This is a genomic window from Photobacterium damselae subsp. damselae, assembly GCF_038086725.1.
GTDB lineage: Bacteria > Pseudomonadota > Gammaproteobacteria > Enterobacterales > Vibrionaceae > Photobacterium > Photobacterium damselae.
In genome coordinates this window covers 647,078-671,514 of the sequence record NZ_CP146970.1, presented here as the reverse complement: position 1 = coordinate 671,514, position 24,437 = coordinate 647,078, and the positions used below count along the sequence as shown (strand labels likewise).

14 protein-coding genes are annotated in these 24,437 nt (G+C 43.7%); 4 read left to right on the top strand and 10 right to left on the bottom strand.

Features of this window, described 5'->3' with window-relative positions:
• Positions 1-45: 45 nt before the first annotated feature.
• Complete coding sequence (locus WAX86_RS03005) at positions 46-9,888, bottom strand: Ig-like domain-containing protein (protein WP_341489075.1); 9,843 nt, start codon at positions 9,886-9,888, stop codon at positions 46-48.
• Positions 9,889-10,244: 356 nt separating this feature from the next.
• On the opposite strand from WAX86_RS03005, the gene prfC reads away from it, so the two are divergent.
• A complete protein-coding gene (prfC, locus tag WAX86_RS03000; protein WP_252690139.1) occupies positions 10,245-11,831 on the top strand; it encodes a peptide chain release factor 3 in 1,587 nt (528 codons plus the stop codon).
• 106 nt (positions 11,832-11,937) lie between these two features.
• On the opposite strand, the gene rimI is transcribed toward prfC, so the two are convergent.
• From rimI to WAX86_RS02975, 5 genes are all read right to left on the bottom strand, one after another.
• On the bottom strand, positions 11,938-12,384 hold the full coding sequence (rimI, locus tag WAX86_RS02995; protein ID WP_341489074.1) for a ribosomal protein S18-alanine N-acetyltransferase: 447 nt from the start codon (positions 12,382-12,384) through the stop codon (positions 11,938-11,940).
• On the bottom strand, positions 12,374-12,775 hold the full coding sequence (locus tag WAX86_RS02990) for a DNA polymerase III subunit psi (RefSeq protein WP_065172237.1): 402 nt from the start codon (positions 12,773-12,775) through the stop codon (positions 12,374-12,376). The genes rimI and WAX86_RS02990 overlap by 11 nt, the downstream gene beginning before the upstream one ends.
• A 122-nt stretch (positions 12,776-12,897) precedes the next feature.
• A complete protein-coding gene (locus tag WAX86_RS02985; protein ID WP_005301112.1) occupies positions 12,898-13,995 on the bottom strand; it encodes a glycerol dehydrogenase in 1,098 nt (365 codons plus the stop codon).
• 183 nt (positions 13,996-14,178) lie between these two features.
• Positions 14,179-14,685 (bottom strand): N-acetyltransferase, encoded by a 507-nt coding sequence (locus WAX86_RS02980; RefSeq protein WP_341489073.1) that lies wholly within the window; start codon positions 14,683-14,685, stop codon positions 14,179-14,181.
• Entirely contained in the window at positions 14,675-15,196 is a 522-nt protein-coding gene (locus tag WAX86_RS02975) for an SCP2 domain-containing protein (protein WP_036764391.1), read from the bottom strand. Before WAX86_RS02975 ends, WAX86_RS02980 begins: the two co-directional genes overlap by 11 nt.
• Before the next feature lie 194 nt (positions 15,197-15,390).
• On the opposite strand from WAX86_RS02975, the gene WAX86_RS02970 reads away from it, so the two are divergent.
• The 3 genes from WAX86_RS02970 (at position 15,391) to WAX86_RS02960 (ending at position 19,477) form a co-directional block, all read left to right on the top strand.
• Entirely contained in the window at positions 15,391-17,415 is a 2,025-nt protein-coding gene (locus tag WAX86_RS02970; RefSeq protein ID WP_341489072.1) for an EAL domain-containing protein, read from the top strand.
• 162 nt (positions 17,416-17,577) lie between these two features.
• On the top strand, positions 17,578-18,585 hold the full coding sequence (locus WAX86_RS02965; RefSeq protein ID WP_341489071.1) for a peptidase U32 family protein: 1,008 nt from the start codon (positions 17,578-17,580) through the stop codon (positions 18,583-18,585).
• A 13-nt stretch (positions 18,586-18,598) separates the two neighbouring features.
• Positions 18,599-19,477 carry a U32 family peptidase gene (locus tag WAX86_RS02960; RefSeq protein WP_068969515.1) on the top strand — a complete coding sequence of 293 codons (879 nt, stop codon included), beginning with the start codon at positions 18,599-18,601 and terminating at the stop codon, positions 19,475-19,477.
• Positions 19,478-19,591: 114 nt separating this feature from the next.
• On the opposite strand, the gene nlpI is transcribed toward WAX86_RS02960, so the two are convergent.
• From nlpI to truB, 4 genes are all read right to left on the bottom strand, one after another.
• Positions 19,592-20,545 (bottom strand): lipoprotein NlpI, encoded by a 954-nt coding sequence (gene nlpI, locus WAX86_RS02955; RefSeq protein WP_138222923.1) that lies wholly within the window; start codon positions 20,543-20,545, stop codon positions 19,592-19,594.
• 77 nt (positions 20,546-20,622) lie between these two features.
• On the bottom strand, positions 20,623-22,743 hold the full coding sequence (gene pnp, locus WAX86_RS02950) for a polyribonucleotide nucleotidyltransferase (RefSeq protein ID WP_376788108.1): 2,121 nt from the start codon (positions 22,741-22,743) through the stop codon (positions 20,623-20,625).
• Between the two features lie 350 nt (positions 22,744-23,093).
• A complete protein-coding gene (gene rpsO / locus WAX86_RS02945) occupies positions 23,094-23,363 on the bottom strand; it encodes a 30S ribosomal protein S15 (RefSeq protein ID WP_005301136.1) in 270 nt (89 codons plus the stop codon).
• A 125-nt stretch (positions 23,364-23,488) separates the two neighbouring features.
• Entirely contained in the window at positions 23,489-24,436 is a 948-nt protein-coding gene (gene truB, locus WAX86_RS02940) for a tRNA pseudouridine(55) synthase TruB (protein ID WP_176284754.1), read from the bottom strand.
• Between the last annotated feature and the right edge of the window lies 1 nt (position 24,437).

Below are 24,437 nucleotides of genomic sequence, written 5' to 3'. Positions count from 1 at the left end.
TAAAAACAAAAATAGAGAGCAGAGTACCCACCCTCATTTTAATATTTATAAGTTGTCATCAATTACTGGATTTGGAATCACGGTCAATTCTTGAGAGCTATTAGAAGCCAAATCATTAAATATCAACTCATCTTCCTGATACGTTAGTAAACCATTTGTGATAATGCCTAAATTATCGCTAAGTTCATCTAGTGTGATATTTTCTAAAATAATCTCAGTCTCTTCAGCCTGATCATTAATAGTAATCACACTGTTATCATCTCTTTGTGAAAACGAAATATACTCATCAATCGTCTCTGTTGTGGCATGAGATAATAGGAGTGATAGATCCAATTTATCGTTCACAATATCAAAATCAGATAATATTTCTGGTTGTTCAGTCAAAACTCCAACACTATCTAACGATATATCCTCTTGTAATAAAGAAGATTGATAGTCATCTTGATTTTGCATCAAACCTAATAACGGATGTTCATCTTCTGACTCACTCACTAAATGCTCAGTTCTCTCCATTGATGAGTCATCGTCTTGTTGTTCAACAGAAAAGAATGAACGTGAGCGGCCATTCATTGAAATACTGTCAGCATGAGTAATATTTTGATCTAAATTACTATTTTCCTGATTAACCACAGTGATTGTTGGCTTAATTTGATCAGCAAGCTCAGTATCAACAACCAACTTAAGATCAGAGAGTGAGACTGATGAATCTGAACTACTCCACAATCCGGTTAACGTAATACTTCCTTCTGCATCAGCAACACCTAATACCGTTTTACCATCACTCGCGTAAAGTACTGCCCCTTCAACTAATCCAGCTAATCGGATTTCAGTTATTGATTCACTGCCATCTAAGTCGGTCAGAGTGACATTAATATCCAAAGGATAGGTCATTGTTGGCTGTTCTTTAACCCACTGCCCGTCTTCTTGATCCCAGTAATAGGTACCATCAGCAAACTGAAGACGCTCGATGTCATAAAGCGCATCCTGCCCCTCTCCTGCAAATGGTGATTTCAAAGAGTAATCTTTATCCGTAACTTGAATAAAGATACTGCCACCTGGGCTCACTGTTGGATTGCTAATATGGTAATCATTAAAATTCCCTGCAAATACTGCAGTATCAATGCCTTCATTACCATATAGAGAATCATTACCTTGTTCCCCGATTAAAATATCATTACCAAAGCCACCATATAGAGTGTCATTAACCGTATTGGCTGGATTAACAGGTGAGCCATCAAGATTCACATCCACATCGTTATTGCCAAGAATGCCATCATCACCAATTAAAATGAGATCTTCTGTACTGAAATGCCCTGAGATAACATCATTACCACCGTTACCTTTAATTGCTGTTTTATCTGTGACCTGATAACTATCAGTATTTTCGGTTAAGGAATGAGCTTTATCCCCCACATTGATTAACGTATCTTCCCAACTAATGAAGTCTTTTCCATCTTGATAAATAGAGCCATTATGATAAACACCCTGGCCAATAATAAATTCGACATCAACGTTATCGGCTACAGCATTAACATTAATCACCGTTGAGTATTCAGGACTTTGCAATTCACCATCTGAGATAACAAAATCAAACTCCGCATAAATACTGCCGTTATTACCAGTATCTTCACTCCCCTCCAGACCAGATGAATGATTGAATTCAGGAACAAAGCGAACATCTCCATTATCAAACATAGCCTTTGTTAATAATGTTGAAGTCGTAATATTTTGCCATTGTCCATTAACTTGAATTTGTACCACACCATTAGCTGGTAACTTGGTGATATTAATGCTGAGTTCACTGTCTGGAGTATCAATGTCTTGAGCATTAAATAACTCCCAGCTTAAAATTGCGGCAGTATCTTCATTGGTAGTGATCTCTATATTTTGTCCAATTGGCGCTTCATTCACATTTTGCTCATTTAAAACAACATCGACAGTCGTTTGTTTTCCGCCATCTGACACTGTAATTTGTAATTGATGCTCGTTGTCACCTAATTCATAATCGTTTGCGGCGGCAAGTAACCCTTTTTCAGTTAAGGTTATTTCGCCTTTATCATTAATTTGGAACCAGCCATTATCATTACCTTGTGAGATCTCATAATTGAGAGCACTACTATCGATATCAGTGGCGGTTACTTTGCCAATAACCGTTCCTTCTGTACTATTTTCATCATAATTAAACTGATAAGTGTCTTGATCAAATTCTGGTGCATCATTATCTGGCATCACTTTAATCGTGACGGTCGCCTCCGACGTCGCACCATGGTTATCGGTAATTTGATAATCAAAGCTCACATCGCCACTGTAGTTGGCGTTTGGAACAAAGGTTAAGGTGCCATCGGCTGCCACTCGGATTTGGCCGTTTTCAACCGTTATCTCTTGCTCCCCACCGGTTAATTCCACCCCAGCAATCTGAGTGATCTGTACGGTGCCATCCACATCGCTATCGTTGCTCAAGAGATCTAACGCTATCGCGTTATCTTCCTTCGTTGTCACTCGATCATCATGAGCTTGTGGTCCTTCGTTTGTACCAATAATCTCAACGGTGATGGTATGCTGGGTGCCATCGATGGACTCCACCACAAAGTGGTCGGTGACCACTTCCCCTTCGGCCAATTCATCCAGAGCGCCGTTGGAGACAAAGGTCCACTCACCTTGGCTATTGATCGTAAACTGACCGTATTGACCCGATACGCCTTCTTGCGGCTTAAAGCTGTTGTCTGGGTTATCAACATCCGTCGCGGTTAGGGTGCCGCCTGTGGTTAGGACTTCGTTGGTTTCGATTAACGATTGATGATCGTCGCCGCCGATGACCGCCTCATCGTTAACAGGAGTGACATTAACGGTTACCGTAATAGTATCGGTGCCACCGTTACCATCATCGACCAGGACAGTGAAGCTGTCTTCACCATTAAAGTCGGTATTAGGCACATACTCCCATGAGCCGTCAGCATTAACTGTTACTTGGCCATTTTCTGGATTGGTGCCTGGCTTGAAGGTCAGATTATCGCCATCAACATCGGTCGCCGTTAGCTGTCCAGTTACCGCAGTCTCTTCTTGAGTTTCAGCACTAACATCCTCACCCACTGGCGCATCGTTAGCAGGAGTGACATTAACAGTTACCGTAATAGTATCAGTGCCGCCATTACCATCATCGACTACGACCGTGAAGCTATCTTCACCATTAAAGTCGGTATTGGGCACATACTCCCATGAACCATCTGGGTTCACGGTTACACTGCCGTTTTCTGGATTGGTGCCCGGTTTGAACGTTAAGTTATCGCCATCAGCATCAGTCGCCGTTAGCTGTCCAGTTACCGCAGTCTCTTCTTGAGTTTCAACACTAACATCTTCACCTATTGGCGCATCGTTAACAGGGGTCACATTAACGGTTACCGTAATGGTATCAGTACCTCCATTGCCATCATCGACCACAACCGTGAAGCTGTCTTCACCATTAAAATCGGTATTGGGTACGTACTCCCATGAACCATCTGGGTTCACGGTTACGCTACCGTTTTCTGGATTGGTGCCCGGTTTGAACGTTAAGTTATCGCCATCAACATCAGTCGCCGTTAGCTGACCGGTGACTGCCGTCTCTTCTTGAGTTTCCGCACTAACATCTTCACCCACTGGCGCATCGTTAGCAGGAGTGACATTAACGGTTACCGTAATGGTATCGGTGCCGCCGTTGCCATCATCGACCACAACCGTGAAGCTGTCTTCACCATTAAAATCGGGATTAGGTACATACTCCCATGAGCCGTCAGCATTAACTGTTACTTGGCCATTTTCTGGATTGGTGCCTGGCTTGAAGGTCAGATTATCGCCATCAACATCGGTCGCCGTTAGCTGGCCGGTGACTGCAGTCTCTTCTTGAGTTTCAGCACTAACATCCTCACCCACTGGCGCATCGTTAGCAGGAGTGACATTAACAATTACCGTAATAGTATCAGTGCCGCCATTACCATCATCGACTACGACCGTGAAGCTATCTTCACCATTAAAGTCGGTATTGGGTACGTACTCCCATGAACCATCTGGGTTCACGGTTACGCTACCATTGGTAGGATCTGAACCTGGCTTGAAGGTCAGGTTATCACCATCAACATCAGTCGCCGTTAGCTGACCGGTTACTGCCGTCTCTTCTGGAGTTTCAGCACTAACATCCTCACCCACTGGTGCATCATTCACAGGAGTGACATTAACCGTTACCGTAATGGTATCAGTGCCTCCATTGCCATCATCGACCACGACCGTGAAGCTATCTTCACCATTAAAGTCTGTATTGGGTACGTACTCCCATGAACCGTCAGCATTGACTGTCACTTGACCATTTTCTGGATTGGTGCCCGGTTTGAACGTTAAGTTATCGCCATCAGCATCGGTCGCGGTTAGCTGACCGGTGACTGCAGTCTCTTCTTGAGTTTCAACACTAACATCCTCACCCTCTGGCGCATCGTTAACAGGAGTGACATTAACGGTTACCGTAATGGTATCAGTACCTCCATTGCCATCATCGACCACAACCGTAAAGCAGTCTTCACCATTAAAGTTGGGATTGGGTACGTACTCCCATGAGCCGTCAGCATTGACTGTTACTTGGCCATTTTCTGGATTGGAGCCCGGCTTGAAGGTGAGGTTATCACCATCAACATCGATCGCGGTTAGCTGACCGGTTACTGCAGTCTCTTCTTGAGTTTCAACACTAACATCTTCACCTATTGGCGCATCGTTAACAGGAGTGACATTAACCGTTACCGTAATGGTATCAGTACCTCCATTGCCATCATCGACCACAACCGTGAAGCTGTCTTCACCATTAAAATCGGTATTGGGTACGTACTCCCATGAGCCGTCAGCATTGACTGTTACTTGGCCATTTTCTGGATTGGAGCCCGGCTTGAAGGTGAGGTTATCACCATCAACATCGATCGCGGTTAGCTGACCGGTTACTGCAGTCTCTTCTTGAGTTTCAGCAGTAACATCTTCACCTATTGGCGCATCGTTAACAGGAGTGACATTAACCGTTACCGTAATGGTATCAGTACCTCCATTGCCATCATCGACCACAACCGTGAAGCTGTCTTCACCATTAAAATCGGTATTGGGCACATACTCCCATGAACCATCTGGGTTCACGGTTACGCTACCATTGGTAGGATCTGAACCTGGCTTGAAGGTCAGGTTATCACCATCAACATCAGTCGCCGTTAGCTGACCGGTTACCGCAGTCTCTTCTTGAGTTTCAGTAGTGACATCTTCACCTACTGGGGCATCGTTAACAGGAGTGACATTAACAGTTACCGTAATAGTATCGGTGCCGCCGTTGCCGTCATCGACCACAACCGTGAAGCTGTCTTCACCATTAAAGTCGGGATTGGGCACATACTCCCATGAACCATCTGGGTTCACGGTAACTTGACCATTGGTAGGATCTGAACCTGGCTTGAAGGTCAGGTTATCACCATCAACATCAGTCGCCGTTAGCTGACCGGTTACTGCAGTCTCTTCTTGAGTTTCAGCAGTGACATCTTCACCTACTGGCGCATCGTTAGCAGGAGTGACATTAACGGTTACCGTAATGGTATCAGTACCTCCGTTACCATCATCGACCACGACCGTGAAGCTATCTTCACCATTAAAATCGGTATTGGGTACGTACTCCCATGAACCGTCAGCATTGACTGTCACTTGACCATTTTCTGGATTGGTATCCGGTTTGAACGTTAAGTTATCGCCATCAGCATCAGTCGCGGTTAGCTGACCGGTTACTGCCGTCTCTTCTTGAGTTTCCGCACTAACATCCTCACCCTCTGGCGCATCGTTAACAGGGGTCACATTAACGGTTACGGTAATGGTATCGCTGCCGCCGTTACCATCATCGACCACAACCGTGAAGCTGTCTTCACCATTAAAATCGGGATTAGGTACATACTCCCATGAGCCATCTGGGTTCACGGTTACGCTACCATTGGTAGGATCTGAACCCGGCTTGAAGGTCAGGTTATCGCCATCAACATCGGTCGCCGTTAGCTGACCGGTGACTGCAGTCTCTTCTTGAGTTTCAGTAGTGACATCTTCACCTACTGGAGCATCATTAACAGGGGTGACATTAACAGTTACCGTAATGGTATCAGTGCCTCCATTGCCATCATCGACCACGACCGTGAAGCTATCTTCACCATTAAAGTCGGTATTGGGCACATACTCCCATGAACCATCTGGGTTCACGGTTACACTGCCGTTTTCTGGATTGGTACCCGATTTAAAGGTGAGATTATCACCGTCAACATCAGTCGCGGTTAGCTGACCAGTAACTGCCGTCTCTTCTGGAGTTTCAACACTAACATCCTCCCCCTCTGGCGCATCGTTAACAGGAGTGACATTAACGGTTACCGTAATGGTATCAGTACCTCCATTGCCATCATCGACCACAACCGTGAAGCTGTCTTCACCATTAAAATCGGTATTGGGTACGTACTCCCATGAACCATCTGGGTTCACGGTTACACTGCCGTTTTCTGGATTGGAGCCCGGCTTGAAGGTGAGGTTATCACCATCAACATCGCTCGCGGTTAGCTGACCGGTTACTGCCGTCTCTTCTTGAGTTTCCGCACTAACATTCTCACCCACTGGAGCATCATTAACAGGGGTGACATTAACCGTGACCGTAATGGTATCGGTGCCGCCGTTGCCATCATCGACCACAACCGTGAAGCTGTCTTCACCATTAAAGTCGGTATTGGGTACGTACTCCCATGAGCCATCTGGGTTCACGGTTACGCTACCATTGGTAGGATCTGAACCCGGCTTAAAGGTCAGGTTATCACCGTCAACATCGGTCGCGGTTAGCTGACCGGTGACTGCAGTCTCTTCTTGAGTTTCAACACTAACATCCTCACCCTCTGGCGCATCGTTAGCAGGAGTGACATTAACAGTTACCGTAATAGTATCGGTGCCGCCGTTGCCGTCATCGACCACAACCGTGAAGCTGTCTTCACCATTAAAGTCGGGATTGGGCACATACTCCCATGAGCCGTCAGCATTGACTGTCACTTGACCATTTTCTGGATTGGAGCCCGGCTTGAAGGTGAGGTTATCACCGTCAACATCGGTCGCGGTTAGCTGACCGGTTACTGCCGTCTCTTCTTGAGTTTCCGCACTAACATTCTCACCCACTGGAGCATCATTAACAGGGGTGACATTAACCGTGACCGTAATGGTATCGGTGCCGCCGTTGCCATCATCGACCACAACCGTGAAGCTGTCTTCACCATTAAAGTCGGTATTGGGTACGTACTCCCATGAGCCATCTGGGTTCACGGTTACGCTACCATTGGTAGGATCTGAACCCGGCTTAAAGGTCAGGTTATCACCGTCAACATCGGTCGCGGTTAGCTGACCGGTGACTGCAGTCTCTTCTTGAGTTTCAACACTAACATCCTCACCCTCTGGCGCATCGTTAGCAGGAGTGACATTAACAGTTACCGTAATAGTATCGGTGCCGCCGTTGCCGTCATCGACCACAACCGTGAAGCTGTCTTCACCATTAAAGTCAGAATTTGGCACATACTCCCATGAACCATCTGGGTTCACGGTAACTTGACCATTGGTAGGATCTGAGCCTGGCTTGAAGGTCAGGTTATCGCCATCAACATCAGTCGCCGTTAGCTGACCGGTGACTGCAGTCTCTTCTTGAGTTTCAGCAGTAACATCTTCACCTATTGGCGCATCGTTAACAGGAGTGACATTAACGGTTACGGTAATGGTATCGCTGCCGCCGTTACCATCATCGACCACAACCGTGAAGCTGTCTTCACCATTAAAATCGGGATTGGGTACGTACTCCCATGAACCATCTGGGTTCACGGTTACACTGCCGTTTTCTGGATTGGTGCCCGGTTTGAAGGTGAGGTTATCACCATCAACATCGGTCGCGGTTAGCTGACCGGTGACTGCAGTCTCTTCTTGAGTTTCAACACTAACATCCTCACCCTCTGGCGCATCGTTAGCAGGAGTGACATTAACAGTTACCGTAATAGTATCGGTGCCGCCGTTGCCGTCATCGACCACAACCGTAAAGCTGTCTTCACCATTAAAGTCGGGATTGGGTACGTACTCCCATGAGCCGTCAGCATTAACTGTTACTTGGCCATTTTCTGGATTGGTGCCCGGTTTAAAGGTGAGGTTATCACCATCAACATCAGTCGCCGTTAGCTGACCGGTTACTGCCGTCTCTTCTTGAGTTTCCGCACTAACATCTTCACCCACTGGCGCATCGTTAGCAGGAGTGACATTAACGGTTACCGTAATAGTATCGGTGCCGCCGTTGCCATCATCGACCACAACCGTGAAGCTATCTTCACCATTAAAATCGGTATTGGGCACATACTCCCATGAACCATCTGGGTTCACAGTAACTTGACCATTGGTAGGATCTGAACCTGGCTTGAAGGTCAGATTATCACCATCAACATCGGTCGCCGTTAGCTGTCCAGTTACCGCAGTCTCTTCTTGAGTTTCCGCACTAACATTCTCACCCTCTGGCGCATCGTTAACAGGAGTCACATTAACCGTGACCGTAATGGTATCGGTGCCGCCATTACCATCATCGACCACAACCGTGAAGCTGTCTTCACCATTAAAGTCGGGATTGGGTACGTACTCCCATGAGCCGTCAGCATTGACTGTCACTTGACCATTTTCTGGATTGGAGCCCGGCTTGAAGGTGAGGTTATCACCATCAACATCGCTCGCGGTTAGCTGACCGGTTACTGCCGTCTCTTCTTGAGTTTCCGCACTAACATTCTCACCCACTGGAGCATCATTAACAGGGGTGACATTAACCGTGACCGTAATGGTATCGGTGCCGCCGTTGCCATCATCGACCACAACCGTGAAGCTGTCTTCACCATTAAAGTCGGTATTGGGTACATACTCCCATGAGCCATCTGGTTTCACGGTTACGCTACCATTGGTAGGATCTGAGCCTGGCTTGAAGGTCAGGTTATCACCATCAACATCAGTCGCCGTTAGCAGACCGGTTACTGCAGTCTCTTCTTGAGTTTCAGTAGTGACATCTTCACCTACTGGGGCATCGTTAACAGGAGTGACATTAACAGTTACCGTAATAGTATCGGTGCCGCCGTTGCCGTCATCGACCACAACCGTGAAGCTGTCTTCACCATTAAAGTCGGTATTGGGTACGTACTCCCATGAACCATCTGGGTTCACGGTTACGCTACCATTAGTAGGTTCGGAGCCATCTACAAGCTCAAACGTTAAATCATCACCATCAGCATCTGTCGCGGTTAATTGGCCATTGATTGAGGAATCTTCAGCAACCTCTACACTTAGGTCATCACCAATAGGTTGACCATTAATATCGACAATAACAGGAGGCTTATTATCAGGAGGGGTTGGAGCACTAGGCTCAGTAGCTATAGGTGTTGATTCAAAGGAAGGAAAAACATCAAACGTATTACTTTGAGACAGTTCTGTATCATAATGAGTTTGAGCTAAAGATTCTCGACCTTGACGAACAACCTCAACAAAACCAAACCCACCACCATTTACTATATTTCCAGCAGCAGGAGCTTCTGTAACAGTCGAAGGATCTTCACCAGAGAGAATGGCCTGATGAATACTTGCTATTTCATTATGAACGTCTGTTGTTTGTTGTTCTAAAGACTCAGAACTATTCCAGTATTCGCCATCTGGTGATACAAGCGTAATACTATTTGGAGCAGAAACAAAAACTTGGGATCCCGCAGGCAGTTCTTGGCCAGTAACTAAGACTACCCTTTGATCACCGACCGTTGCTTCAACGTGGCCTTTAACGTTTTGAACTTTACCTGTCGTTGTTACAACAAACGATTTCATAGCAATACTCATCCTTGAAAACTCAATCTGTCACATCACTGAAGCAATCCGATTGCAACCCGATGCATTTAATTGCAAATAATATCTTCTATTTCAATTGAGCGTCAAATTTTTAACACAGCAAAATCACTTATAATCCAATTGGTTATAAAGCAATATAAAATATTTGAACTCACTCGCATTAGTAGTAACTTTTACTCGCTAAAAATAGGAATCATGAAATATTCCTACTCTAGATTGAGTCTCACCGCAAAATCAGCGACAATAGAAAGTAACTTTACTCTTTACTTTGCTGCGGTTTTGAAGCTTTCATGCAACGGCAGCAATTCGTACTTTTTGCAGAAAAGATCACGCTAATGTCGAACAGTTATCAAAGCGAAGTGGCTAAGCGCCGTACCTTTGCGATCATCTCTCACCCGGATGCGGGTAAAACCACCATTACCGAAAAAGTTCTATTATTCGGAAACGCGATCCAAAAAGCCGGTACGGTTAAAGGTCGTGGCTCCAACCAGCATGCGAAATCAGACTGGATGGAGATGGAAAAAGAACGTGGTATCTCAGTAACAACCTCTGTGATGCAGTTCCCTTACAATGACTGCCTAGTAAACCTACTTGATACTCCGGGACACGAAGACTTCTCAGAAGATACTTACCGTACGCTTACTGCTGTTGACTCCTGTTTGATGGTTATCGACGCCGCAAAAGGTGTTGAGGATCGTACTCGTAAGCTAATGGAAGTTACTCGTCTACGCGATACGCCAATTGTTACTTTCATGAACAAATTGGACCGTGACATTCGTGATCCAATGGAACTGCTTGATGAAGTAGAAAATGAGCTAAATATCTCTTGTGCTCCAATTACTTGGCCAATTGGCTGTGGTAAAGAGTTCAAAGGTGTTTACCACATCCACCGCGATGAAACGATTCTGTACAGCACAGGCCAAGGCCACACAATCCAAGAACTTCGTACCGTCAAAGGCTTAGATAACCCTGAGCTTGATGAACAAGTTGGTAGCGATCTTGCAGAACAACTTCGTGAAGAACTTGAGCTTGTCATTGGTGCATGTCCAGAGTTCGATCAAGAGCTATTCCTTGCTGGTGAACTAACGCCGGTTTACTTTGGTACTGCACTGGGTAACTTTGGTGTTGACCATATGCTTGATGGCTTAACTGCATGGGCTCCACAGCCACGCCCTCGTCAAGCAAATGAGCGCGAAGTGACCGCAGAAGAAGAAAAATTCTCTGGTTTTGTATTTAAGATTCAGGCAAACATGGATCCTAAACACCGCGACCGTATTGCTTTTGTTCGTATCGTATCGGGTACTTATACCCAAGGTATGAAAATGAACCACGTTCGTACGGGTAAAACAGTCAGTATTTCTGATGCGGTAACCTTTATGGCAGGTGACCGTGCTCGTGCCGAACAAGCTTTTGCCGGTGACATCATTGGTCTTCACAACCACGGTACGATTCAAATCGGTGATACATTCACTCAAGGCGAAGCACTGAAATTCTCAGGTATTCCTAACTTCGCTCCTGAATTGTTCCGCCGTATTCGCCTACGAGATCCACTAAAGCAAAAGCAGTTACTAAAAGGTCTGGTTCAGCTATCTGAAGAAGGTGCGGTACAGGTATTCCGTCCGCTACAAAATAACGACCTAATTGTAGGTGCTGTTGGTGTGCTTCAGTTTGATGTAGTTGTGGCGCGTCTAAAAGCTGAATACAACGTAGAAGCTATCTATGAAGGCGTTAACGTGGCAACTGCTCGTTGGGTTGAGTGTGATGATGCGAAGAAATTTGAAGATTTCAAACGTAAGAACCAATCTAACCTAGCACTAGATGGTGGTGATAACTTAACTTATATCGCCCCAACTATGGTTAACCTAAACCTAGCGAAAGAGCGTTTCCCTGAAGTTGATTTCCGTGCAACTCGTGAGCACTAATCATAACTAACGTTCGATAAGATATGATAAACCGCCCGACTTCTGGGCGGTTTTTTATTGTTTCGTTCTACAATATTTAAATGAGTTGTAACGTGATGTTTGAAAATCACATAAACATATATGTCATGATCAAAGCATCTTCTCGACCATCTTGGCTTGGATAATAGCCAACACGACGATTAATTTCATTAAAACCTACATCTTCATACAGTTTATAAGCACTGACATTACTTTCACGAACTTCAAGCCAAATCTCTTCTGCTTGCTTAGCTTCTAGCTGTTCAATAAATCCTTCAAGCAAAATACGGCCATAACCCTTACGTTGTTCGTTTGGATCAATGGCAATATTTAACAAGGTACCTTCACCTGCGACTAATTGACCAAAACAGTACCCAACTAATTTATCACCCACCAGCAAAGCGTAGTTTGCGGCAATTTTATTGGGCTCTTTGCGAACAATCGATTCAGCCCATGGAAATGCGTGAGCGGCCTGCTCAATACGCCAAACATCATCCAGATGCTGAGCTTGTAACGGAATAATTTTATGAGTCATAAGAACATATTTGCTGCCATAACGCTTTTTTCGAACTTGGGTCGTTATGCATAAGGTGAAGAGAGACAGAGTTTAATACCTGACAACCATCAGGATGAGCACCAGTACAACCAGCAAACCAACACCAAGTTAAATGGTGTTCACCGATTTGATCTAAAGCATCTAATGGCAACATCAGTGCTTGCTCTGGTGCTAATTTCATACTCTTTAAAATCTTGCCGAACAACCAAGCATCATGCTCACTCAGCTCATCGTTAGATACAAAAAGAAGTTTACACTGCTCAGGTAGCGTGATGGTTGGCACCTCTAAATTAGGAAAGAGCTCGGTATTGCGAATTTGCCATACCGTTAACCCCATCTCTTGCAATACCTGAATATCGCGTTGTTTCATTTTTGACTCTCTATGATGTCACGACAATAACGCTAGATCCTATCAAAGAGTGAAATGACAACCAACAAAAATGCTGATCCAAAGATCAGCATTTTCTTAATATTTTAAATCAAATAGTGCGATTAGTCGTGGTAACGTTGAGCTAATGCATCAGCGGCTACAATTGCTTGATACACTTTCTGAGGATTTACTTTAACTGGCATGTTGCACATAGTATCGCCAGGTTCACATGCGATCTCAGCAACTTGACGCCAATCAGCTTCAACAAACTCAGTAACCCCAAAATCAGCCAAAGTTAGCGGTAGACCTGCGGTTTTCATGACATAAATGACATTTTCAATTTCTTCGGTATCTGCTTTTTCTAACACAAGCTGAACCAATAAACCGAACGCAACCTTTTCGCCATGTTGAATATGGTGAAGAGCAGGCAACGCCGACATACCATTGCTGATTGCGTGTGCTGCCGCAAGACCGCCAGATTCTGCACCAACACCACTTAGGTAAATTGTTGCTTCAATCAACTCTTCTAGAGCAGGGGTGACAACATGATTACGTACAGCATCCATCGCCATCTCAACGTTTTCTAAAATAAGGTCATAGCACATCATCGCAAGACCAAGACCGGTACGAGAGACTTTTTTCTGAACTAAGTTTAAGCCATCTGCATAACAACATGCACGCGCTTCAAAAAAGGTGGCAAGAGCATCACCAATACCTGCGGCAAAGAAACGAGCAGGTGCCGCACTAATAATAGCAGTATCGGCAATCACGGCATCTGGGTTTTGTGGTAGGAACAAATAACGATTAAAAGAACCATCGGTATTATAAACCACAGATAGCGCAGTACATGGCGCGTCAGTAGAAGCAATAGTTGGGAAAATAATAACGGGTTTATGAGAAAAATGAGCAACGGCTTTAGCAACATCAAGTGTTTTACCACCACCAATACCAACAATCACATTGGCACCTAACTCACGAGCCATATGATCCAAACGACCAATTTCTTCATCAGTACATTCGTATTGGAATTTTTCGCTCGCGCCTTTTAATCCCGCGTCTTGTAGTGCTGGAATCGCTTCTTGATTAACGCGATCTAAAATGAATTCATCACAGATTAAAAAAGCGGAATCACCAAAATCTTTCACATAATCTGGAAGTTGAGAAAGTAGATTTTGACCAATAATGAATTTTTTAGGAGAAGTAACACTACGTGGGATCATTGCCATATTCCTTCATAAAGCATTTGTAATACAAATAATTTACCACGTATTTGCACGCTGTTCCATATCAATTCCACATATCTTACTTCTCATTATTTGTCGCTTAAAGCATATTGCAAGATTTAGCTACTAAAAAAGCCACCCCATTACAGAGTGGCTCATCAAGCATCGGTTTTAATGATATTAAGCGAGCTCTGAAAACTCTACGCTATACTCAACCAAACCGGTGTGGTTATTTAAGGCATCGTCATCAATCGCATACACTTGGAAAGCATCAGCAGGGACTTCCCACTGACAATGTAATTGATGAGCATTGGCAGGAGTAAAACCCGCTTTACCGTAGTAATTAGGATCGCCCAAGACCACCATAACTGGATAATAAAAATCAGCTAAAACACTTTTTGCTTCTTCAATTAAAGCCAGACCAATACCTTGCTTTTGATACTGGGGGTCAACCGCAAGTGGAGCCAAACCTTGCCAGTTAAGATCCTCTCCAGCCACAATTACAGGGCTCATAAATAGATGCCCAATAACCTCTCCTTCATCAGTACAAGCAACGAGAGATAAAGTACGGCGGCCATTTTCACGCAGCGCCATAACTAAGTTTGCTTCTGCATCTGTTGGGAAAGCACGCTTTAATAACGCGTCAATCGGCAAAATATCCGCAGGAGCTTCCGATCTAATGAGCATTTACAACCTCTTTGGCATCATCGGCCTGATGCATCCCTTTATAGATAAAGTCAGCCGACTGCTGTAAGACAAATTGAACTGGAGCAGGTAGAGATTCTAAATCAATGCTGTCCATAAGATTTTTTACTTCAAGACCTAGCTCAGTATCCCCTTCAATACGAAGGCGACGCTGGAAGAATAGCGTATCAGGATCTTCTTTACGAGCAGCAATCAAAACTAAATCATTACATTCGCCACTGAAGCTAACATCTTCTTGCTCAACTTGCTCTGAGACTACTAGCTGCTCATTTTGGTAACTGATAAACCACTGCAAGCCTAAATCGCGAACTTCAACTTTTAACCAGCGATCTTCAAGAAACTCAAAATCACCATCTTCCAAAGCTTCTTTAAATACCATCCCAAGTGCTTCTAACATCACTTTTTTCTGAATCGAAAATGGGGTTAATTTTGCAGGGATACGAAGCAATGAAGGGCCATATTGCACCATATGTTTTCGAAGTTGAGCAATCACGTTAATTTGTTCCTGTAATAACATCGCAATGAATGATTGATTGTATGGCAGAGTAGCGGTTTTGTTTTATGCCTTGAATCAAAAAACGACACTATAGTCGCTAAAGTTTATCGATTTTCATCAGACACATAATGTAGTAAAAAGTATAGCGGTGATGTGAACAGCTACTTTATATAGGGAAATGATTGAAAACGATGCCAACAGAACAATTACAATATTGGGTTCCTCTACTTACCGATCACAGCCCCTACCTATTTGCTATTATTGATTCTCAGCATAGATATGTCATTGTTAATCAAGGTTATTGTAATCTAAGCGGTCTAGAACGAAATGATCTGGTTGGGCGTAACGATAGTGAGGTGCTCGGAGCCTCATATTACCGCTCTCTCGAACCTTATTATCAGCGTGCATTCCAAGGCGAATTGATTGAAACAGAAGTGCTATTAGAAGATAGTCATCATGAGACCAGTGTTCAATTTACCCTTTTCCCACTCAAAAATAATAACGATGCGATCTCTTACGTTGCTGTTTATTCGCATGACACATCTGAGAGACAGCTTTTAGTCAATAGTTTAGATGAGCAAGAGTCTCTATTTAATAAAATCAATGAATTGGTGGATGATGGTCTCTGTATTATTTCCGATATGATGATTACTAAAGCCAATACTGCATGTGCCCAGCTACTTGGCTTTAGTAAACCTCATGAAATTGTCGGAAAACCGCTAGATCAATTATTATGTGATGACACCAATACGCCCTATCATCTGCAGCAAATCATCTGGAAAAAAACACTCTTCCCTAGTAAAAACAGTGCGATAGAGCAACCTATTTTAGCCAGCTCCACCCCCATTACTCTTGTTGGAGCCCCTGCTTATTTACTGAAACTGGAAAAGCCTGACACTCAACCAGAACAACAAGAGCATATAGAACAACTGATCCACACCGATCCTTTAACTGGGTTATACAATCGACACGGCTTTACTCGTCAGCTAGAGCAACATATTCAGCAGCAAATTCCGCTGCTAATGCTCTACCTTGATATTGATAACTTCAAAAATATCAATGATTCTCTAGGCCATAATATTGGAGATCGTGTTCTCCAGGAGATTGGTAATCGCCTTAGTCACCTACTACCTAAACACGCTATTATTGGTCACTTAGGGGGAGATGAGTTTTGTGTTCTATTGCCTCAAGCAGATTCAGAGTTTAGTGGTGAGCAACTTTGTCAAAATGTGATCAATCAAATCAACCAACCTTTTGACCTACACCATTTTCGAAAACATTTAGCCTGCTCAATCGGTTTAGTGCAATACCCTGGTGATGGTAACGATGCCAGAATCTTATTACAAAACGCCGATACCGCGATGTATGAAGCCAAACATCGTGGCCGTAACCGTTTTATTAAGTTCGATGACGCCATGAACAAAGAAGCCCGTATGCGACTTTGGCTTGAAATTGAGCTGCAAAAAGCACTACAGAATCAAGGGCTCGAAGTTTGGTATCAGCCAAAGGTAAATGCACGAGACTTTGCAATTAACGGTGCAGAAGCATTGGTGCGATGGAAACACCCCGTAGAAGGTTATATTAGCCCGGCTCAGTTTATCCCCGTTGCAGAAGAATCAGGACTTATTGAACAATTAGGTCGTGTCGTTATGCGCGAAGTTTTTTCCACTGTTAAGAAATGGAAAGACCGAGGCCTTATGCCAGGCAGAGTCGCTATCAACTTATCTCCTCAACAGTTTGGCAACCCAAGTCTTATCGCCTTTATGAAACAACTTAAGTTTCAAACAGGCATTAATCCTGATGATATTACATTTGAACTGACTGAAAGTGCAGTTATGAGTGACAGCGAACATACTATTTCGATGCTTAAAGCCATCAAACAACTCGGTTTTGCTCTTTCTATTGATGATTTTGGCACAGGTTACTCTTCACTATCATATTTAGCGCGTTTCCCTCTCGATGAACTTAAAATCGATCGCGCTTTTATTAAAGATATTGATGAAGTGCCAAAGCAAGTCACCTTAATTGAAAATATCATCAATTTAGGTAAGGCATTAAACATGAGTTTAGTGGCAGAAGGCGTTGAGACAAGAGAACAAGCAATCTTACTATCGAACTTAAATTGTGATTATATTCAAGGGTTTCACTTCTATCGACCACAACCTAAACAAGAGCTTGAGGGCGTACTTTTGCAAAATAAACACAGAAGTGAATAAAATTGCGAACAGAGTATAAACTTTGTAAAAAATTGTTCTAAATCAACAAAAACCTGCCTGACATCAAAACTGTAGCAGGAAAAGCCACCTATATTGACGCCATGATTGATTACTATGCACCTTCAATTAGGTGCGTAGAAAAGACTGGATGATAAATATAATATGGAGCTACTTTGCCCCGCTGGTAACCTTCCAGCCTTAAAAACGGCAGTTGATAATGGTGCAGATGCGGTTTATATCGGTTTCAAAGATGACACCAATGCCCGCCATTTTGCAGGTCTAAATTTCACGGGACGAAAATTAGATAAAGCAGTTGAATACATTCGAGATCATAACCGAAAGCTGCATGTTGCCCTAAATACCTTTGCTCACCCAGACGGTTTCTCTCGCTGGACAAAAGCGGTCGATAATGCGGCAGCTATGGGCGTTGATGCGCTGATTGTGGCTGATATTGCTGTCCTTGAATACGCTGCAACACGCTATCCGGATCTTGAACTGCATCTGTCGGTTCAAGCATCAGCAACCAATACCGCAGCCATCGATTTTTATAAGCAGAACTTTAATGTAAAGCGGGTGGTACTGCCTCGCGTACTATCGATTCATCAAGTTAAACAATTAGCGCGCAATACCGATGTTGAACTCGAAGTGTTCGCATTTGGTAGCTTATGCATTATGTCGGAAGGTCGTTGCTATCTCTCTTCGTACATGACAGGTGAATCGCCTAATACTGTCGGAGCTTGTTCTCCAGCTAAATATGTTCGCTGGCAAGAAACCAACCAAGGTCTTGAATCTCGCTTAAATGAAGTGCTAATTGACCGCTATAGCGCAGGGGAAAACGCAGGTTACCCGACGCTATGTAAAGGCCGCTTTGACGTTAATCTCGATGGCAACGATAAACGCTATCACGCACTAGAAGAACCGACCAGCCTTAACACTTTAGAGATCTTACCTGAGCTCTTTAAAGCCAATATTGCCTCGGTGAAAATCGAAGGTCGTCAACGTAGTCCTGCTTATGTAGAGCAAGTGACTCGTACTTGGCGTGCAGCCATTGATCGCTATTTAGCAAATCCTGAAGGTTACAGCGTTGATCCGGCTTGGAATCAGTGTCTAGGTAATGTCTCAGAAGGCAGCCAAACTACGCTTGGTGCATATCACCGTAAATGGCAATAATTAAGGAAGCACAATGAAATATGCATTAGGCCCTATTCTTTATTTTTGGCCAAAAACAGACGTAGAAGCTTTCTATCAGCAAGCACAAAGTGCCAATGTTGATATTATTTATCTTGGTGAAACTGTTTGTTCTAAACGTCGTGAAATGAAAGCAGCAGACTGGTTTGAGATTGCAAAATCGTTAGCCGATAACGGTAAGCAAGTGGTGCTCTCTACTATGGCTTTGCTTGAAGCGCCAAGTGAAGTCAATGTAATGAAAAAATACATTGATAACGGCGATTTTATTATTGAGGCTAACGATGTATCTGCGATTCAATTGGCTCATGAGCATCAAGTCCCGTTTGTTGTCGGTCCTGCGGTTAACTGTTACAACGCCCAAACACTTAACCTGTTCCTTAAAAAAGGGATGACACGTTGGTGTATGCCTGTTGAGTTATCTCGTGATTGGTTACAAAACACTTTAGCTGAATGTGAGCAATTGGGGATTCGCGGACAATTTGAAACCGAAGTCTTTAGCTATGGCTATTTACCACTAGCTTATTCCGCCCGTTGCTTTACCGCCCGCGCTGAAGATCGTGCAAAAGACGATTGTGAAACCTGCTGTATCAAGTACCCTACCGGTATTACAGTAAAGAGCCAAGAGTCACAGAAAGTCTTCACATTAAACGGCATTCAAACACAATCCGGCTACTGCTATAACTTAATTAATGATCTGCAAGGGATGCAAGAATTAGTCGATGTGGTACGTCTTAGCCCATTAGGCGTCGATACCTTAGGTTTGGTTGATGAGTTCCGTCAAAATGAACAAGGACAAAATCGCCATACTCTTGCCGATGGTCACCAATGTAACGGCTACTGGCACAATTTAGCAGGCTTAAATATTCAGTCGTAACACTCGTCTGTATTTACCGTCTATTGATACAATAAAACCGCACAAGTGATTAGCTTAGTGCGGTTTTTATCTATCTAGATAGCTGTTGCTGTACGAGCAGTTTTAGCTTTTATGCTATTCGTTATTGCTTTCAATACCATTGCCATTGGTCGTTTGTAGCGCTTGAGCTTGTTGCTGTTCTTCATCAGCCATTAATGCCAACTCCAGTAATGCATAGCGGTGCTCAACATATTCGTAGACATTTCCAGCTAAAGCTAACTTAAACAAATTAGCAGCGGCATCTTCATCCCCTTGCAACTGATACTGCTTCGCCAAATAAAAATAGCCTTCAGTTAAACGCTCAGCTAACTGTTGATTATCTTGGCTTTGTTCAGCGATATCTGCGATAAACTGCCCTTCACTGATTTTACCAATCAGCAATTGAGCAATATTCCAGCCCCAATCTTTTTTATTACTGACATTATATTGATATTGCAACTGACGTGCGGCTTGTTGCGGCTGAGTTTTTACATCTACAAGATAGAGCCAAATAGCGCGATATGGATCATTTTTATCTTGTAAATAATGTTGATACAACTCTTGATGAGCTAACTCTAATCGCTCGCCATAATAAAGAGCGATACCTAAATTACGCTGCGCATAAGGGTGTGAGGGTTCTAAATCTAATGTGGAATCAAATGCTTCATAAGCGGCATCAAATAAACCCACTTGAGTAAGATAAACCCCAAGAATATTGTACACATCAGCTTGCTTAGGATTAATTGAAAGTGACTGGGCAAAGTCCATTCGAGCCAGATCTTTAATACCTAAACTGTCATAAACCAACCCACGTTGAAGATACAGTTGAGCAACTTGCTTATCAGTTAACTCTTTTTGGCCAAGTAGCTGTTCTATACGGGCAAGTTGGATCTGCTGTTGCATTGTCGCTTGGAAGGGCACAGCCATCGGTGGAATATTCCAATGAACTTGCGAGGTGCCAGCGCAACCAGACAAAGCAAGGACCACACTTACCACGGCAAATTTCATCTTCTTTAGCAAAGTCCCTCTCCCTCGTTCAACAATAGACATGCTCAAGTATCATACCCTGATATCAAAAAAGGGGCTACTAGAGCCCCTTTTAATTTTATTTAACTAAATCGGTAAGATTAGTCTTTTGGCTGCTCGTCTTGAGCTGGTTGCTCTGCAGGTTGCACAGCTTCTTTCATGCTTAGACGGATACGGCCTTGACGGTCAATTTCAAGAACCTTAACTGGAACTTCCTGACCTTCTTTTAGGTAATCAGATACTTTCTCTACGCGCTCTTGAGAGATTTGAGAGATGTGAACTAGACCTTCTTTAGCACCAATTACAGATACAAATGCACCGAAATCAACGATACGAGTTACTTTACCTGTGTAGATACGGCCAACTTCAACATCTGCTGTGATCTCTTCAATACGACGAATTGCTTCTTTCGCTTGAAGACCATCAGTTGCTGCAATCTTCACAGTACCGTCATCTTCGATTTCGATAGTTGTGCCAGTCTCTTCAGTTAGAGCACGGATTACAGCACCACCTTTACCAATCACATCTTTGATCTTCTCTGGGTTGATCTTCATAGTGTGAATGCGAGGTGCAAACTCAGAGATATCATCACGAGGAGCGTTAATTGCGTTGTCCATTACGCTAAGGATGTGCATACGCGCACCTTTTGCTTGGTTCAATGCAATTTGCATGATCTCTTTAGTGATACCTTCAATTTTGATATCCATCTGAAGCGCAGTGATACCGTCATCAGTACCTGCTACTTTAAAGTCCATATCACCTAGGTGGTCTTCATCACCAAGGATGTCTGAAAGAACAACGAAATCATCGCCTTCTTTCACAAGACCCATTGCGATACCAGCAACAGATGACTTAATTGGCACACCAGCGTCCATAAGTGCTAGAGAAGTACCACATACAGAAGCCATTGAAGAAGAACCGTTAGATTCTGTGATTTCTGATACTACACGTACAGTGTATGGGAACTCATCGATTGATGGCATTACAGCAGCAATACCACGCTTCGCTAGACGACCGTGACCAATTTCACGACGCTTAGGAGAACCTACAAAACCAGTTTCACCCACACAGTATGGAGGGAAGTTGTAGTGTAGTAGGAAGTAATCTTTCTTCTCACCAGTTAGCTCATCGATGATCTGAGCATCACGTTGAGTACCAAGCGTTGCTGTAACAAGCGCCTGAGTTTCACCACGAGTAAATAGTGATGAACCGTGAGTACGAGGAAGAACACCAGTGCGTACATCAAGTGCACGAACCATATCAACTTCACGGCCATCAATACGTGGGTTACCCGCGATGATGCTGCGACGTACAACTGTCTTCTCTAGATCGTGGAAGATAGTGTGAACTTCTTTAGTGTTCACTTCTAGGTCTTCAGCAAGTAGCACTTCGTTTACTTCATCAGCAATCTCATGAATGCGATCGTAACGAGCCATCTTTTCAGTGATTTGGTAAGCTTCAACTAGCTTAGCTTCTGCTAGTTCAGCAATCTTATTCTTAAGTACTGTGTTCTCTTCAGGAGCAACCCAATCCCAAGCTGGAGTTGCAACTTCTGCTGCGAACTCGTTGATAGCATTGATCACTGTTTGTTGTTGGTCATGACCAAATACAACAGCTTGTAGCATTTGCTCTTCAGATAGACGGTCAGCTTCTGACTCAACCATCAATACTGCGTCTTTAGTACCAGCAACAACAAGATCTAGACGGCTTTCTTCTAGTTCTACATTGCTTGGGTTTAGAACGAACTGATCGTTAATAAAACCAACACGTGCTGCACCGATAGGACCATTAAATGGAATACCAGAAATAGCAAGAGCCGCAGAAGTACCGATCATTGTGATGATGTCTGGGCTAACATTTGGGTTTACAGAAACAACTGTTGCAATTACTTGAACTTCGTTCTTGAATGCATCAGGGAAAAGTGGACGGATTGGACGGTCAATCAGACGAGCTGTTAGTGTTTCGCCTTCAGATGGACGACCTTCACGCTTGAAGAAACCACCAGGGATTTTACCTGCAGCGTATGTACGCTCTTGGTAGTTAACAGTTAGCGGGAAGAAGTCTTGACCTTCTACTGCTTCTTTTTTACCAACAACAGAAACGAATACAGAAGTATCGTCCATGCTTGCCATTACAGCAGCAGTCGCTTGACGCGCCATAACACCAGTTTCAAGGGTAACAGTGTGGTTACCGTACTGGAACGTTTTTACAATAGGATTCACTTGAATTTCCTTACAAATAATTTCCGCCTTTTGTGCCAGTTAAGTATATCTAACTGACCTCAAAAATGCGTTATTTATGAACCCTTCTTTAGCGTTATTTTATGTGCCGCGACTAATAAAAAGACTCAGTAAAGATATTTTGAGCACTTTTATTAGCCGCGACCTCATGGTCGACGAAATTGACTCACAAAATAGAGCATAAAGAAGATTTATCCGCGTCTATCATACGCTCACTGTACACTGCTGCAAGTTTCTCTCATCGAGAATGGGATCACTCAACAAATACAGCAAAGATATATGGACGCCAAATAAAAAGAAAGGAGCCAAAAGGCTCCTTTCTAAAAGCTATCTTAGCGACGTAGGCCTAGACGCTTGATTAGGTCTTGGTAACGATCTAGGTTCTTACCTTTTAGGTAATCTAGAAGTTTACGACGACGAGAAACCATGCGTAGAAGACCGCGACGGCTGTGGTGGTCGTGTTTGTGGTTAGCAAAGTGACCTTGAAGGTGGTTGATTTGTGCTGTTAGCAGTGCAACCTGAACTTCAGGAGAACCAGTGTCGTTTTGACCTTGCGCGTATTCAGCAACGATTGCTGCTTTAGTTTCTGCATTCAGAGACATAACTCATTCCTAATACAAAATAGTTTTTTAATTTGTGTCAGCCAATCTCTGATTCAGCCGACACCCGAGCCGCGGATTATACGTGGCGTTATCAGGGACTACAAGAAATATTTCAAGATTCGAGATTACGCTTCTGCTTGCTGTTCGGCAATAACACGCTTTGGTGCTAGCATCCCTTTTTCAATGGTACCCACACCAATAAAATCGCGTTTCTCACCAACGGTAATACGAACTAGTGTACCTTCTTCAGGGATACGAGCAGCTCGAACCGGATTACCATGTAAAGCATAAACAGCTTGAGCAGGTAAGATATTCACTTCAGGAAGATCTTGTACGGCAGTATCTGTTGGTAATAGCAAGGTATCAAGCACAGTATGAGGATCAATACCCTTTTCTTTTGCTTGTTCAGCTAACAGAGCAAGTTGCTCAATAGTTACCATACGATCAACCGGATAATGCGAAACACCAATACGGCGTAGCATGATCACATGGGCACCACAACCTAGCATTTCACCCAGATCATCAACGATTGTACGGATGTATGTACCTTTTGATACATGAAGTTCCATTTCAACTTCATTGCTATCAAAACGCAGTAAATCTACAGAGTAAACCGTAATTTTGCGAGATTCACGAGGAACCTCAACGCCTTCACGAGCATACTCATAAAGTTTACGGCCCTTGTATTTTAATGCTGAGTACATTGATGGGATCTGATCTGTTGTACCGCGGAATTTTGCAATACAACGTTCAAGTTGGCCTCGATCTACTTTTACATCCCGAGTCTCTACCACTTGTCCATCAGAATCAGATGTATCAGTACGCTCACCCAATTTCGCAATAACACGATAGCGCTTATCAGAATCTAATAGAAACTGAGAAAACTTGGTCGCTTCACCAAAACAGATAGGCAACATGCCCGTCGCCAAAGGATCGAGTGCTCCAGTATGTCCGGCTTTTTGCGCAAAGAAGATACGTTTTACTTTTTGTAATGTATCGTTTGAACTGATCCCAGTTGGTTTATCAACCAAAATCACACCATCAATTGGACGGCCCTTACGACGACGTGCCATG